At 55.4% G+C, this 14,941-nt stretch carries 9 protein-coding genes; 2 read left to right on the top strand and 7 right to left on the bottom strand.

From position 1 onward, the window contains the following. Window positions 1–191 precede the first annotated feature (191 nt). Complete coding sequence (locus RID21_RS27730; RefSeq protein ID WP_350194634.1) at window positions 192–2,366, bottom strand: cation:dicarboxylate symporter family transporter; 2,175 nt, start codon at window positions 2,364–2,366, stop codon at window positions 192–194. Window positions 2,367–2,571: 205 nt separating this feature from the next. On the opposite strand from RID21_RS27730, the gene RID21_RS27725 reads away from it, so the two are divergent. After that, complete coding sequence (locus tag RID21_RS27725; protein ID WP_350194632.1) at window positions 2,572–3,147, top strand: class I SAM-dependent methyltransferase; 576 nt, start codon at window positions 2,572–2,574, stop codon at window positions 3,145–3,147. Window positions 3,148–3,211: 64 nt separating this feature from the next. Here RID21_RS27725 and carB read toward each other — a convergent pair whose 3' ends face one another. Continuing rightward, window positions 3,212–6,466 carry a carbamoyl-phosphate synthase large subunit gene (carB, locus tag RID21_RS27720; RefSeq protein WP_350194631.1) on the bottom strand — a complete coding sequence of 1,085 codons (3,255 nt, stop codon included), beginning with the start codon at window positions 6,464–6,466 and terminating at the stop codon, window positions 3,212–3,214. 752 nt (window positions 6,467–7,218) lie between these two features. Here carB and amt point away from each other — a divergent pair. Next, complete coding sequence (gene amt, locus RID21_RS27715; RefSeq protein ID WP_350194630.1) at window positions 7,219–9,879, top strand: ammonium transporter; 2,661 nt, start codon at window positions 7,219–7,221, stop codon at window positions 9,877–9,879. On the opposite strand, the gene RID21_RS27710 is transcribed toward amt, so the two are convergent. The 5 genes from RID21_RS27710 to RID21_RS27690 all read right to left on the bottom strand — a co-directional run bounded on the left by RID21_RS27710 (window position 9,880) and on the right by RID21_RS27690 (window position 14,876). Then, window positions 9,880–10,353 carry a hypothetical protein gene (locus RID21_RS27710; protein WP_350194629.1) on the bottom strand — a complete coding sequence of 158 codons (474 nt, stop codon included), beginning with the start codon at window positions 10,351–10,353 and terminating at the stop codon, window positions 9,880–9,882. It lies immediately after the preceding gene. Between the two features lie 44 nt (window positions 10,354–10,397). After that, on the bottom strand, window positions 10,398–10,577 hold the full coding sequence (locus RID21_RS27705) for a hypothetical protein (RefSeq protein ID WP_145045622.1): 180 nt from the start codon (window positions 10,575–10,577) through the stop codon (window positions 10,398–10,400). Window positions 10,578–10,672: 95 nt separating this feature from the next. Beyond that, the gene (locus RID21_RS27700; protein WP_350194627.1) at window positions 10,673–12,922 is read right to left on the bottom strand and encodes a VWA domain-containing protein; all 2,250 of its coding nucleotides are present in this window, start codon (window positions 12,920–12,922) and stop codon (window positions 10,673–10,675) included. A gap of 21 nt (window positions 12,923–12,943) precedes the next feature. Then, on the bottom strand, window positions 12,944–13,849 hold the full coding sequence (locus RID21_RS27695) for a DUF58 domain-containing protein (protein ID WP_350194625.1): 906 nt from the start codon (window positions 13,847–13,849) through the stop codon (window positions 12,944–12,946). Beyond that, a complete protein-coding gene (locus tag RID21_RS27690; RefSeq protein ID WP_350194636.1) occupies window positions 13,806–14,876 on the bottom strand; it encodes an AAA family ATPase in 1,071 nt (356 codons plus the stop codon). Before RID21_RS27690 ends, RID21_RS27695 begins: the two co-directional genes overlap by 44 nt. Window positions 14,877–14,941 lie beyond the last annotated feature (65 nt).

Here is a 14,941-nt window from a genome sequence, read left to right as displayed (position 1 = left end):
CGCTGGACGTATACCGGCCACCGCACACAGAAACAACAGCAGATCGAACGCCCCCGCACCTGGAGAGAACTCAGGAAAACCAGGAAGCAATGGCAACAATTTGCTCTGGTGGGAAACTATTTGTAATCGGAGTTACTAGCGCCTTGCCGCTCAGAGGAGGTGATGGAGTGGTGGCGATGCTGATTCTGGATTCAGTCTACCCATTGGAGGACGTCGCGGATGATGGACCAGCGGGGTTCGGCGTCTTTGTTGTCTTTGCCGAGGATCCAGTAGTTGTAGAGTTCTTCGAAGATGCCTTCCTTCTTTTTGAGTTCGAGCCAGACTTCCATGAATTCTTCGAACTCGATGTCGTGGGCGCCCAGGTAGTACATGGGGACCTTCACGTTTTTTTTGAGAGGATTGATGACGGAGAATTCGGGGTAGAGGAGCGTCCAGGCGGCACCGGCTTCGGCGCTGGTGACCAGCAGGTCAGCGCCGTCGGCTTTTTCTTCGAAGAAGTCTTCCTCGGAATTGATGGAAACGAAGCTGGCGTTGGGGAAGAACGTGTGTGCTTTTTCATCGAAGAAGCTGTTGGCGACCACGGCGATTTTGAGGTCGGGGGAATGCCGGAGTTTCTCGAATTCGAGGAACTCGACTTTGCGGTAGTCATGCAGGACCATGGCCAGGGTGACATCCATGTAAGAATCGGCGACGGGGAAGGCGGTGGCCCGTTCGATGGTACCTTCCAGTCCGGACATGGCGAGGTCGAAGTGATCTTCCTGCAGCTGTTTGATCAGGGTTTGTGGCCTGAAGGGAACGAACTCGATATCAACGCCGAGGTCGAGGGCCAGGCGATGGGCCATGTCGATGTCGAAGCCGACGAGTTCCCCGCGATCGTTAAAGTAAGAGAACGGCAGCCGTTTGGCGTCGAAGCCGAGCCGGATCGTGCCACGCTTGCGAATGCGTTCGATGCGCGTCTGGCCGGGCTGGATCGGGTCCGGGTTGGGAGCCGATTCTTTGAGGATGGTTTCCTTGACGCCGGGGAAGAGCAGCTGGCGGTCGGCAATCATCGCTTTGGACTGGTAGAGGTTTTTGAATGTAAATTCGAGAACGGTATGAATGCTGCCAATAACAATTCCTGCCATGATCAGCGAGAGGACCGTGTAGACGAAAAAGCGTTTCCACTGCACCTTGAGTGTTCCCGAGAGCGAAGCTGCTGTGAGAACGGCGAAGGAGAAGAGGTAGACCGAGCGCAGGGCATCGCCCAGGCGGGTGGTGTAGACGCCGACCGCGAGATAGAGCTGGAAAATGTCGTGCGGGATGTGCATCAGGTCGAGCAGCCAGGGGATCGTGACCGCGGGTTTAGCGAAGGAACCGGCCATGCCCAGAGCGAGAAACTTGGGGTACTGTTCCGCCATCAGGCTGGAGCCATAGAACCAGGCGGAAAAGGGAATGAAGATCAGCCCGACGATGCGTCCCAGGTCGGGAAAGGGAAAGACGAGGGGAATCAACACGTCGGGCGAACCGCCGGTTTCGTCTTTTTCGAGTTTGTAGCGTTCGAGGATTTCCCGCGCCGATTCCACAATGATGGGGAGGACGGCGAAGGTACTGCTGAGGACGAAGGCCGCGATGACGGCCGGCTGGGAGACGCGGAGCGCATCCCAGTAGCGGACCGGGGTGCAGATGGAGATCAGCATGGGGAGAATGCCGACGGTCAGAATCAGTGTGGCGACGGTATAGGTAATCAGGTAAGCCTGCAGCAGGCCGAACTTTTCAAAGGGGAGCGTACCGACGGCATAAGCGACGATCGCGAAGACTCCGAAGGGGGAGAGATGCACGACGAAGCGGTTAAGTTTCATCAACGCATTGACGGCGACGGACAGTGGTGCGAGGAGCTGTTCTCTTTTGGGGAGCGTGCTCAAAGCGATGCCGACGCCGATCGAGAAGAGAACCACGGCGGGGACGGCGTTATTGGCCAGCGAGAAGAACGGGTTCGCCGGAATAAACAGATCGTACAGACTTTCGGTCTGGGGGCCTTCGATGATACTGGTACTGAAGAAGGCGCCTTTCTGCCAGAAGGGAAAGGAGAGGGACATCAGGCAGACCGTGAACAGACCGATGCACCAGAGGATGAGCATCAGGCTGACGACGGTGAGGGCCATATGCCTGGTCTGACGGATGGAGATCCGACCGAGGTTGAGGATCAGCGAGAGCGTGATGTAGGGGAGCACGGTCATCTGCAGGAGACCGATAAAGATCTCGCCGACCGTTTTCAGGGGCGCACACAGTTCGCCAAAGAACAAACCACAGGAGATCCCCAGCACCAGACTCGTGAGAATCCAGGTGGTGAGTCCCGGTTTGAAATGGGGGTGAGCGCCTTTTTCCATACGCCAGATCCTTGCCCGCTGAGGTATCAGTGTCGAAAAAATCAAATCTACATCACAGGAAACCCAGGACGGGCCATGGAGAAATCCAGGTCGGATGTGTATGTTTCCACAGAAGATACAGTAATCTGGAGTGTGAATCCAGACCTGCGAGTGTTAAGGTTTCTTAACACAAAGTCGTTCATAACTCCAGACCTGTTGTACCTGTATGCCATTCTCCCTTACCTATCATAGTCGGCAGTTCCAGTTTGAAACTGCGGTGGAATTATTTTCTCCCCAGAATCTGGATCGGGGGACGGAAGCGATGCTCTCGACGGTGACATTTGCACCAGGAGAGCGGGTGCTGGATTTAGGTTGTGGCTGGGGCGTGGTGGGGATTCTGGCGGCTTCGGTTGTGGGGCCGGAGAATGTGGTGATGACGGACATCGATGCCCGGGCGGTCAAAGTGGCCCGACAGAACGCCGAACGGAATCAGATTGCGGGGGTGACGATTCTGCAGAGCGACGGCTTACAGGATCATCGCGAGACCGACTTCGACTGGATTCTCTCGAACCCGCCTTACCATGAGGATTTTGCGGTCGCCAAGCAGTTTATCATGAAGGGATTCAACCGGCTGAAGGTCGGCGGGCGGATGGTGATGGTCACACGACGACGGCTGTGGTACCAGAAGAAGCTGACGAGCATTTTCGGAGGGGCCGAAGTGCACGAGATTGACGGCTACTTTGTGTTTCACGCGGAGAAGCGACGCGACACGTATGCCAAACGCAAGAAGCGGAATCGCTGAGGGATTGATCAGACAAGGCTGTGCTCCTCACAGAAATGAGGAGCACAGCGACTTGAGATTGCGTTTAGAGATCGGCCATCCAGTCCTGCAGAGCACGGACCTGGGGAGTGGCATCTTCGGCGAGTGCTTCGAGGGCTTTGACAACCGCAAGGCAGCCGGGGATTGTGGTGACACAGGTCACGCCATACGAAACCGATGCGGAGCGGATTTTGCCTTCGTCCGTCCGCGAGCCTTTGCCGCTGGGCGTGTTGAAGATGAACTGGACTTCCTGGTTGGCCATCATGTCCAGCAGGTTGGGACGACCTTCTTTGAGCTTCTTGACGGTCGAGACTTCGAGGCCAGCTTCGCGAAGAACGCGGGCAGTGCCGGAGGTCGAGACGATCTTGAAGCCGAGGTCGATCAGCCGTCGTGCGGGATCGATGATCATGTCTTTGTAGAGGTCAGCCATACTGATGAAGACGGTGCCTTCGGAGGGCAGGCTGGTATTTGCTGCGAGCTGGCTCTTGGCGAAGGCCATCGCGAAGCCATCCGAGATTCCCATGACTTCCCCGGTGGACCGCATTTCGGGGCCGAGGATGATGTCGACGCCCAGGAAGCGGGAGAAGGGGAAGACACTCTCTTTGACCGAGGTGTGTCTGGGTTTCGGTTCTTTGGTCACGTTCTGTTCCAGCAGCGAGACGCCCGCCATGACCTTGGCGGCGATTTTGGGCAGTGGAAGCCCGGTGGCCTTGGAGACGAACGGCGACGTCCGGCTGGCACGCGGGTTGACCTCGAGGATGTAGACGATGTAATCGTCTTCTGTCTTCTTCACCGCGAACTGGATATTCATCAGGCCTTTGACCTTGAGTTCGCGAGCGAGAGCATGCGTGGCCCGTTTGATTTCGTCGATGACGGAATCGGGGAGCGAGTGAGGCGGCAGGACACAGGCCGAGTCACCGGAGTGCACGCCGGCTTCTTCGATGTGTTCCATCACGCCCCCGACCAGCGTAGTAATGCCGTCGGAGATGGCGTCGACATCGACTTCGATCGCGTCTTCGAGGAACTGATCGACGAGGACCGGATGGTCTGGAGAGGCACTGACCGCTTCGTTCATGTAGCGGACCAGCGATTCTTCGTCGTAGCAGATTTCCATGGCCCGACCGCCGAGCACGTAGCTGGGGCGAACCAGAATCGGGTAGCTGATTTTGCGGGCGACGTTGCGGGCGCTCTCGATATTCGTGGCGATGCCGTTCGGAGGCTGATGCAGTTCGAGCTTCTCAAGAATTGCCTGGAAGCGTTCGCGGTCTTCGGCAGCATCGATCATTTCGGGGCTGGTACCGATGATGTTGATGCCAGCGGCTTCGAGTCCCCGGGCGAGGTTAAGCGGAGTCTGTCCGCCGAACTGCACGATGACGCCATCCGGCTGCATACGATCGCAGATGTTGAGCACATCCTCGGTGGTCAGAGGTTCGAAGAACAGGTGATCGGAGGTGTCATAGTCGGTCGAGACCGTTTCGGGGTTCGAGTTGACCATGATACTTTCGATGCCCAGTTCCTGCAGGGCAAACGAAGCCTGGCAGCAGCAGTAATCGAATTCAATCCCCTGCCCGATGCGGTTGGGTCCGCCGCCGAGAATCATGATACGGCGTTTGTGATCGGGATTGCCCGGCGTTTCGTTTTCATCTTCGTAGGTCGAGTAGAAGTAAGGTGTGTAGGCTTCGAACTCGGCAGCACAGGTATCGACCTGTTTGAAGGTGGCTTCGATACCCAGGCTCTTGCGGTACTGGCGGACATCCATTTCGGTGGAGTCGAGCCAGAAGGCAAGCTGCTTGTCGGAGTAGCCGTGCTGCTTGGCCTGTTTCATGAAGGCATAGTCCAGGTCTTCCAGGCGGGAGACAGCGCGGATTTTGTCTTCGAATTCCACGAGCTGACGGATGTGGTTCAGGAACCAGGGATCGATGTCGCTGAGTTCGTGGACTTCTTCCACGCTCATGCCGGATTTGAATGCGTAACGCAGGTAGAACAGTCGCTCGTCGTTGGGGATCGACAGCTTGGACTGAATCAGGTCCCGCGCGGGTTGCTTGGGTGTGCCCCAGAGATCCTTGTTACCGCCACCCAGCCCGAAGTGACCGATTTCCAGGCCGCGGAGTGCTTTCTGGAGCGACTCTTTGAAGGTACGGCCGATGGACATGGTTTCGCCTACCGATTTCATCTGCACGGTGAGGACCGGGTCGGCATCGGGGAATTTTTCGAATGTCCAGCGGGGGATCTTGGTGACGACGTAATCGATGGTCGGCTCGAAGCAGGCGAGCGTTTCCCGGGTGATGTCGTTGCGGATTTCATCGAGGCGATAGCCGACGGCCAGCTTGGCTGCGATTTTGGCAATCGGGAAGCCGGTCGCTTTGGAGGCGAGTGCACTGGAGCGGCTGACGCGGGGGTTCATTTCGATGATCGTCATGCGGCCCGTATCGGGATTGATGGCGAACTGCACGTTGGACCCGCCGGTCTCGACGCCGATCTCGCGGATACAGGCGATGGTCGCATCACGCATCCGCTGGTATTCTTTGTCAGTCAGCGTCTGAGCGGGGGCGACGGTGATCGAGTCGCCGGTGTGCACACCCATGGGATCGAAGTTTTCGATCGAGCAGATGATGACGACGTTGTCGGCCTGGTCCCGCATGACCTCCATCTCGTACTCTTTCCAGCCGAGGATGGATTCTTCCAGCAGAACTTCGTTCACGGGGGACAGTGCCAGACCGCTGCGGACTTTTTCTACGAACTCTTCACGGTTGTAAGCCACCCCACCGCCGGTACCACCGAGGGTGTAACTGGCGCGGATGATGATCGGCAGGCCGATATCTTTGACCGCGGCATTGGCTTCTTCCATGTTGTGGACCACGGCACTGCGGGGGCAGTCGAGGCCGATTTTGGTCATGGCTTCTTTGAACTGATCGCGGCTTTCCGCTTTGGCGATGACCTCTTCGCGGGCACCGATGAGTTCGACGCCCAGCTGATCAAGGATCCCGCGGCGGGCGAGGTCCATGGCTGCGTTCAGTCCGGTCTGTCCCCCCAGCGTGGGGAGCAGTGCGTCCGGCTTTTCGATTTCGATTACTTTCTGGATGTACTGCCAGGTAATCGGTTCGATGTAGGTGCGGTGAGCGGTTTCCGGGTCGGTCATGATGGTCGCAGGGTTGGAGTTGACCAGCACCACTTCATAACCATCTTCGCGGAGGGCCTTACAGGCCTGCGTTCCCGAATAGTCAAATTCACATGCCTGCCCGATGACAATCGGACCGGAGCCAATAATCAAAATCTTCTTAATGTCGTCGCGTCTAGGCACTTTTTTAGATCACTTTCAACAGCAAATGTACATTGTCATGCGAATGTCGTAGCGAATTTCTGCGCAAATCTTCCCAACGTTAACAAGCACACCAAAATAATCAAGCAAGGCAGACCAGAAAGTGACAGAACGCGCTTTGAAACGTGGTTCCGTAGTGGCGAGGAGAGCAGGCGACTTGAATCAGTAGTTGTTTCGTTTGGTGAGGGGAGACGGTCAACGAACTCTATTTTTGTCGAGCTGGATTTGATGGTCACATCTAGAGACAGACTCAACGAAAAGCAGCCTGCAACAGTGGTGTGACTCGAATTTTCAGCGGCGTTGATTGGGGTAAGTGGTATCAGACGAAGAATTTTCGGATTGAGTGACGGATAAAGTGTATCTTTGGGTCTGGATTGTTGTAGTGGGTGTACCGATTGTGTTGTGGCAGGCTCGATGTGCGTAAGTCTATAAAAGAGAACATTTTGGATTTGTAACTCCGATTACCGCTCGATTTTCGTCCAGATAGACAAATTGATTCCTTCACCTCCATTCAGTTACAGGGAATTACCGCACATAAGTTTTCATAATGTGCAGCTTCTCAGAATGTGTTGCTTTTACGCCACATGTTGACTGAACGGGACATAAACTTGATATGAAAGCAGATCAATTCGGTTGAGTTCTCTCGCCTCTGCTCTCTGATCAATCTGATGACGGCCTGTGGAAAGGTGATAGAAACTCCCATCGAATACGTACTGACTTGAGAATGAACGACTATGGATCTCCATCAGCAAATTGACATTATCTGGGTTCTGCTCTGCAGTATCTTTGTCCTGTTTATGCAGGCGGGATTCTGTTGTCTGGAATCGGGTCTCTCCCGCTCGAAAAACAGCATTCACGTGGCGATTAAGAATATCGTCGACGTAAGTCTGGTGGGGGTGCTGTACTGGATCTTCGGTTTTGGTCTGATGTTCGGTACCACGACAGGCGGTCTGATTGGAACTTCTCACTTCCCGTTTATCAATCCGGGAACGAATATCTTCCTGTCAGCGTTCTTTCTGTTTCAGTTGATGCTCTGTGCGACTGCAGCCACGATTGCTTCCGGAGCCTCCGCGGAACGAATGCGGTTTACCGCCTACCTGATTCTGGCAGTGGTCCTGGGGGGCGTTATTTATCCCGTATTCGGTCACTGGGCCTGGACGAGTCACTTTGCCGGGAAAGCACCCGGCTGGCTGGAGTCTCTGGGCTTTCGGGATTTCAGTGGATCGACGGTCGTGCATTCAATTGGTGCCTGGGCGGCACTGGCTTCGATCATGATTATCGGACCGCGGACCGGTCGCTTTGACCAGGACCAGGAAAAGACAACACGCAAATTCAAAGGTCATAATCTGACGCTGGCGACGACCGGGGTGTTTATCCTCTGGATCGGCTGGTTTGGATTCAACGGCGGTAGTGAATTCGGATTCACGGCGCATGTCCCCCAGATTCTGATCAACACATTCCTGGCATCGGCCTGCGGGGCGATCACCCTGCTCGTCTGGCAGTTTTATCAGCGGAAACAGATTGAAATTGAAAACATTCTGAACGGCCTGCTGGCGGCCCTGGTTGCCAGTAGTGCCAGCTGCGATGTTGTGTCTCCCATTGCGGCTGCGATCATTGGGATTGTCGCGGCGATCGTCATGGAAGCTGGCAGCTGGTTTCTGGAATGGCGTCGCCTGGATGATACGATTGGCGTGATTCCCGTACATGGCTTTGCCGGCGTCTGGGGAACACTGGCGGTGGCGCTGTTTATACCTGCGGAACTCTTGAGTCGTTCGCGGCTGGAGCTGTTCTGCGTGCAGCTGCTGGGCTGTACGATCTGCTTTATCTGGTGCTTCTCTTTCTGCTGGGTGACCCTGCGTGTTGTCAGTAAGTTCATGCGACTGCGTGTGACTGCTGAAGAGGAAGAGATCGGTCTGAATATGGCAGAGCATGGAGCGACCACCGAGATGTACGATCTGCTCAATTCCATGGAACAGCATATCCAGGGAGATTTGGCACCGATTGAAGATCTGGACGAACACAGCGACGTCGGTTTAATTGCCCGTCAATATAACCGGGTGACCCAGGTTCGGGACCAGGCGTTGAAAGAACTGGAGGTCCGCACGGACAAGCTGGAGCAGACCCGCAGTGAGCTGGAGGTGCAGGCAGCAAGTCTGCGTCAGGCTTCGCTGGATGCGGAAGCGGCTTCCCGTGCGAAGAGTGAATTCCTGGCGAATATGAGTCACGAAATCCGTACGCCGATGACGGCGGTGCTGGGTTACACCGATGTTTTGATGGAAGAGAGCTGGGGGCGTCCGGGCAGCATCAAGTTAATTGAAGTCATCAAACGCAACGGAAATTATCTGCTGGATCTGATCAATGATATTCTGGATCTCTCGAAAATCGAATCGGGAAATCTGAATATCGAAAAGATTCCCTTCTCGCTGATCGAAAAACTGCAGGAAGTAGAGTCGTTGATGCAGGTGCGTGCCGAACTACAGGAAATCAGCTTTAAACTGACATTTGCAGGCAAGATTCCTAAACAGATCCAGAGTGATCCCACCCGACTGAAACAGATTCTGATCAACCTCATCGGAAATGCGATCAAGTTTACTCCCGATGGGGGTCAGGTCTCGGTGGAAACATCGTGCCTGAATCCTGACTCGCCTGAACCTCTGCTGCAGTTCAAAATTATCGATACGGGTATCGGAATGAACGCGGAACAGGTTGCAGGATTGTACCAGCCTTTCGTCCAGGCCGATTCTTCCACGACTCGGAAATTCGGAGGAACCGGACTGGGGCTGGCCATCAGTAAGCGACTGGCAAAAATGCTGGGCGGTGATCTGACCTGCCAAAGCACTCCTGATGTCGGCACGACTTTCACGTTACAGATTCAGATTGGCGAATCAGAGTCTCTGGAATTTTACAATGAGCCACAGGACGCGCTCGCAGCCGCTGCACACAAACCTACTCCCGTGATGCCAAAACCGGTTCAGGCAGCGGCCCGCACCTGTTCTGTGCTGCTGGCTGAAGATGGCGAAGACAATCAGCGGCTGATTTCCATGCTGCTCAGAAAAGAGGGCGCTGAAGTCAAACTGGCTGAGAACGGTGAAATTGCGGTTCGCTATGCGATGCATGCCCTCGAACAGGGACAGCCCTTCGATGTGATTCTGATGGACATGTCGATGCCGGTGCTGGACGGATACGGCGCGACCCAAAAACTGCGCGAGCAAGGCTACAAGCTGCCCATTATTGCATTAACGGCTCACGCCATGAATGGGGACCGTGAAAAATGTATCGCAGCAGGCTGTACCGATTATGCCACCAAACCCGTCAATCGGGAGAAGCTTCGCGAGATCATCGAAACCTATCAGTCACTGACGGACTTTTCGGAGCCTATAGAGCTCCCCTGCTGATCAGGTGCGTTCGTTCTGAACCAGTCGATCGTGATTGAGTTTCAGAAAATCATCGGCCCAGTAATACTCCTCAAGCAGACCGGTCGTGTCGTAGCCCATCAGATGGTAGGCGATAAAAATCGCTTCAATGGTGGCAAGGCCTGCGCCCGGGTCATCAAACTGCTTCGAAACCCGTGGATACGCGGTCTCCCAGACAGGCAGACTGCGAACGGGTAGTTCCTCATAATCGCCTTCCATTTTTTCCGCCAGCCGCCAGGTACCATCCAGTACCAGTAGCCCTCGCTCGGCATCGTCTCTGCTGATCTCCGGTCCTTCCATGCCGAGGCGGACGTAGGTCGTCAGTTTTTCCGGTTCCTTGCGGGGAAATTTCCAGAAAATGAAATCGTCACGTTTGCGCAGCGGCTGTACCGAGCATTTACTTTTGCGCTCTTTGGGATGGACAACAATGATCGTAGGGGGATGGGCGGCGGACACGTTTTCAGATTTCACTTGACGGGAGATTCGATTCAGTCAGCGGTTCAGTTGCCTTCCTGAACTTTTTTGATGATTTCTTCCTGGTCGGCGATTTCTTTTTCCAGCGAGGCGACTTCCTGGGGATCGTCCATCTGCGCCTTGGCACCGGTCAACCGCTGACGCAGTTTCTGGATTTTCTGACGAGCGACGTCGATCTGTTTCTTCTGTTTTTTATTCAAGCCCATGCTGTAAACGCTTTCTCTTGTTGCAGGTGACAAATGGAAACCGGACCAGCGAGTATATCACAAACCTGACCGGGAGAACATAGCCCCCTAACGTCTCAACTCTGAAAAAACAGGCTCAGACAGGCCAGGCACATGACTGCCAGAAAAGTCAGCGCTCCCACGGAGAAGCGCCAGAGGAGCAGCTGTTCGACAACGATCAGGGCCAGCACGGTCAGCAACAGGTTTTCGGCGAGGCCTGTCTGTGTAGTCCGTTCCGCGGGCAGCTCCGTGGCCAGGGGGGCGAAGCTGTCTGGTCGGCGGAAATAATGCGGGGGGATTACCTGGGGACCGATGTGGGCCAGGTCGCTTTCCAGTGGGGAGACATTCACAGCGAACAGCATTTTTTCAGCCGAGGTCACTCCCCAGTCCAGCTCGTAAATCCCGGAGAGCTGCGTCTGATCGAAGGTGATCATGCGGGATTCCGCATTCCGATCAAGGATGCTTCGCAACGGATACTCTGCCTGGTCAGGAGCCTGCATGCGGGGCGTTAAAGCGAGCTGATCTTCCCGTGCCAGAATTTCCAGCGGCTGACCGACCAGCGATTCTCGGCGACTCCATTTCCCCGTCGCGACATCCAGAACAAATTCATTCATCATCGGCGGGAAGCTGGGCCAGACTGCCCAACTGCCCCAGCGACGGTCGAGGGATGTGGTGATCAGCAGGATCTTGCCCCGACCGAGCGTGCTCTCAATCACGGCGGGGTCGCCTGTGTCATAGTTCAGCACGAGTCGTGTATTCGAATTCGCCGGTACTTCGGTCTGTACGTATTCATAAATCTGAGTTGTTTCCAGGCCGGCATCCGGATTTCCTTTGAAGATCTCAATCACGGGATGCTGGTACTGCAGCGGGTCGAATTCAAAAATCTTCGATTTCTGTTTCGCATCGCCCTGGCGATCCAGCAGCTTGACGTTCATCAGGCCGGAGCCGGGTTGAAACAGAGTCTGGTTGTAATTGTTCGCATCGACTTGCGCGCCCAGACTGACGATCAGACCACCCCCGCGTTTGACATACCCTTTGAGCAGGTCGCGCTCATGGTCGGTAAACAACGCGACATCGCTGATCACGACTGCGTCGTAGAGTTCGAGTTCGGTGTTGGCCAACTCTCCTTCACTGATCACCTGGGGCTTGATGACTCCCTGCCAGGGTTGTTCCCGCAACGAGGGGGACAGTGCCAGTTCGAGGAAATCGGTCGCCCGTTCCATGGCTTCGCCCGACTGTCTGCCATTGACGAGCAGGACGTTGATCTCTTTCTTGACCGGCATGACTTTCCAGCGACGGTTATCCAGGGGAAGTTGATCGTCGCCGATGCGGACTTCCAGTCGATGGTCGCCGACCCGGGTAAACTGGTGAGTAAATTCGGCCTGCGTGTCGGTATTTGCGGGGAGCGAAACCTGCTTCTGGTTCACCAGCTGATCGTCGACATACAATTGCAGATTCACTCCCTCTCGATTCAGGGGGCTGAAATTGTGCAGTGTCACGCCCAGGCGGACCGGCTGATTCAAGGTGGCAAAGACGGACGGGCTGCTGAAATCGACGATTGCCAGGTTGGGTTCATCCGCCTGTCCTACATCTTTGAGGACCAGGGTCGCTTTTTTCGAGATCGCTTCCAGCAGCGAGAGCACCCGCGCATCACCGGCTTCCCCTTCGAGAGGAGCCCAGCTTTTCGCCTGGAAATCGCTGATTACAATTACCTCTTTCTGAGCGAGTTCCTGTGCCTGTTTCAGAAACTCCAGCGCACTTTGCAGTGCCTGGGTGACATCGCCGTATTCTTCGGTGGGCTGCAGTCGACTGATTTCATCGAGAACGTAAGCCTGCTGCCGGGAGGGGCGAGAAATGAGGGTCTGGGGGGAAACGCTGGAGATCTGAATCAACTGAAACGCATCGCCGGTATTCGAATCGGAGACCAGCGTTTCAGCCAGCTCTTTGGCAGAGGCGAATTTTTCCCGGCCGTCGTTCTGCCAGCGCATGCTGAAAGAGGTGTCGATCACCAGGATTCGATGTACGGGAGCCGCGGTTTCGAAGAACGCGCCTTTGACCGACCAGTAAGGCCGCGAAAAAGCGACCGCGAGCAGCAGCAGAATCAGGCAGCGAACCAGCAGAATCAGCAGCTGTTCGAATCGGACGCGCCGCGAGTATTTTTTCGTCGCCGCCAGCAGAAATTTCATCGCCGCCCATTCGGTTTCGATGAACTTCCGCTTGTGCAGCAGATGGATCAGCACCGGGACCCCTGCTGCCAGTAATCCCATCAGCAGCCAGGGACTGGCGAATCCGAATGCCAACAGGGGCTGCGACAAAATCTGGGACATGAAATGAATCTTGCTGAATCCTTAAGAACCGACGCGGGACTGACGATGCGACAGGAATGCGGACAGGGCGACATCCAGCGACTGATCGGTGCGGATCAGGCTGTAATCGAGTTTCAGATCGCGACAGCCACGCTGAACGGTTTTGAGAAACTTTTCGAACTCATCCTGATAAGCTTTCTTCAGAGCCCGGGGTTCAACCATCTGTTCGGGCAGATTTTCCAGGCCATGAAACAGTACCGGTTCCTGGAAGGGGAAGTCCTGCTCCGCGGGATCGATCACCTGCAGCAGACTGACATCGTGTTTGCGATGCCGGAAATGCTTCAGGCCCAGCAGCACCGATTCAATGTCATCGAACAGATCGCTGATGATGATAATCAGGCTGCGGCGGTTGATGCGTTCGGCCAGTTCGTGGAAGACCTTGCCCAAGCCGGATTCTCCGGCGACAGGTGTGTTTTCGAGCGTGTAATAAATCTGTTTCAGATGAGTCGGCTGGCTGGCGGGGCGGAGAAAATCATTTACCTTGTCGCTGACGGTACACAATCCCGCGGCGTCCTGTTGCTTGATCACGACGTATGCCAGGGCAGCGGCGACCAGCCGACCATACTCCCACTTGGACAGAGCCGCATCCGCGGACTTGTAGCGCATCGATTCGCTGCAGTCGAGCAGCAGGTAACAGGTGAAGTTGGTCTCGGCTTCAAACTGTTTCAGATAGTAGCGGTCCGACTTGGCATAGACCTTCCAGTCGACATAACGCAGGTCATCCCCCACCGCGTATTCCCGGTGCTGTGCAAACTCGGCGGAGAAGCCGTGAAAGGGGCTCTTGTGGGACCCTGAAACATAGCCTTCCACAATCTGACGTGCCGCCAGGTCCAGATTCTGAACTTTAGCGAGCGTCTGCGGATCTAAATACTTGTGGTAATCGTCCATCCAGTTTTTCCTGCGAGGAATCGACGGGGATGAGTTCAATCAGGCGATCGACGATTTTATCGGGAGACATCCCGTCGGCTTCCGCATTGAAATTGGTGATGATGCGATGCCGGAGTACCGGATGTGCAACCGCACGCACATCGTCGGTGCTCACATACAGCCTGCCATGCAGAATCGCCCGGGCTTTAGCACCCAGGACCAGGTTCTGGCTGGCGCGGGGGCCGGCACCCCAGCTGACATATTCGCGAATGAAATCGGGAATGTCTGCCGCCTGGGCATCGTCGGTGGCAATGATGCGCGTCATGCGGGCGAACTGCATCGCATACCGGATCACATGATCGGCCACGGGAACACGACGGACCAGCGACTGAAAAGAAAGCAGCTCATCCAGTTCGAGAATTTTTTTGATCGCGTAAGATTCATCCGAGGTCGTCTGCCTGACGATGGCAAACTCTTCTTCCTCGGTGGGATACTCGACCTTGATTTCAAACATGAACCGGTCGAGCTGTGCTTCAGGCAACGGATAGGTGCCTTCCTGTTCGATCGGGTTTTGTGTCGCGAGCACAAAAAACGGAACCGGCAGTTTGTGTTTACGTCCCCCCGCGGTGACCTGGTGCTCCTGCATTGCTTCCAGCAGGGCTGCCTGTGTTTTGGGAGGCGTACGGTTAATCTCGTCCGCGAGAACCACGTTGGCAAACACGGGGCCTGCCAGGAATTTGAAATCGCGGTTGCCGGTGATTTTATCTTCCTGAATCACGTCGGTCCCGGTGATGTCGGCGGGCATCAGGTCGGGCGTGAACTGCACTCGGTTGAACGAGAGGTTCAGTGTGTCAGCCAGGGTGTGGACGATGAGTGTCTTAGCCAGCCCCGGAACTCCTACCAGCAGACAATGTCCGCCTGCCAGCAGCGAGATCATCAACTCCTCGACGACCTTGTGCTGGCCAATCACGACGTGGTTCACTTCCTTTAGAAGTCGTTCGTAGGCCTGGTGTAAATTTTCGACGGCTTCCAGATCGGAAGCTTCCATCGGAGGATCGCTGCTCACAGTGTTGTCAGTTTCCTGTATCGGAGAAAGAAATGACGCCCGCCTGA

Origin of the sequence: Gimesia sp. (assembly GCF_040219335.1) — a bacterium.
In the GTDB taxonomy this organism is placed as follows: Bacteria; Planctomycetota; Planctomycetia; order Planctomycetales; family Planctomycetaceae; genus Gimesia.
The sequence above is the reverse complement of the archived record's forward strand: the minus strand, read 5'-3'. Positions and strand labels throughout refer to the sequence as shown.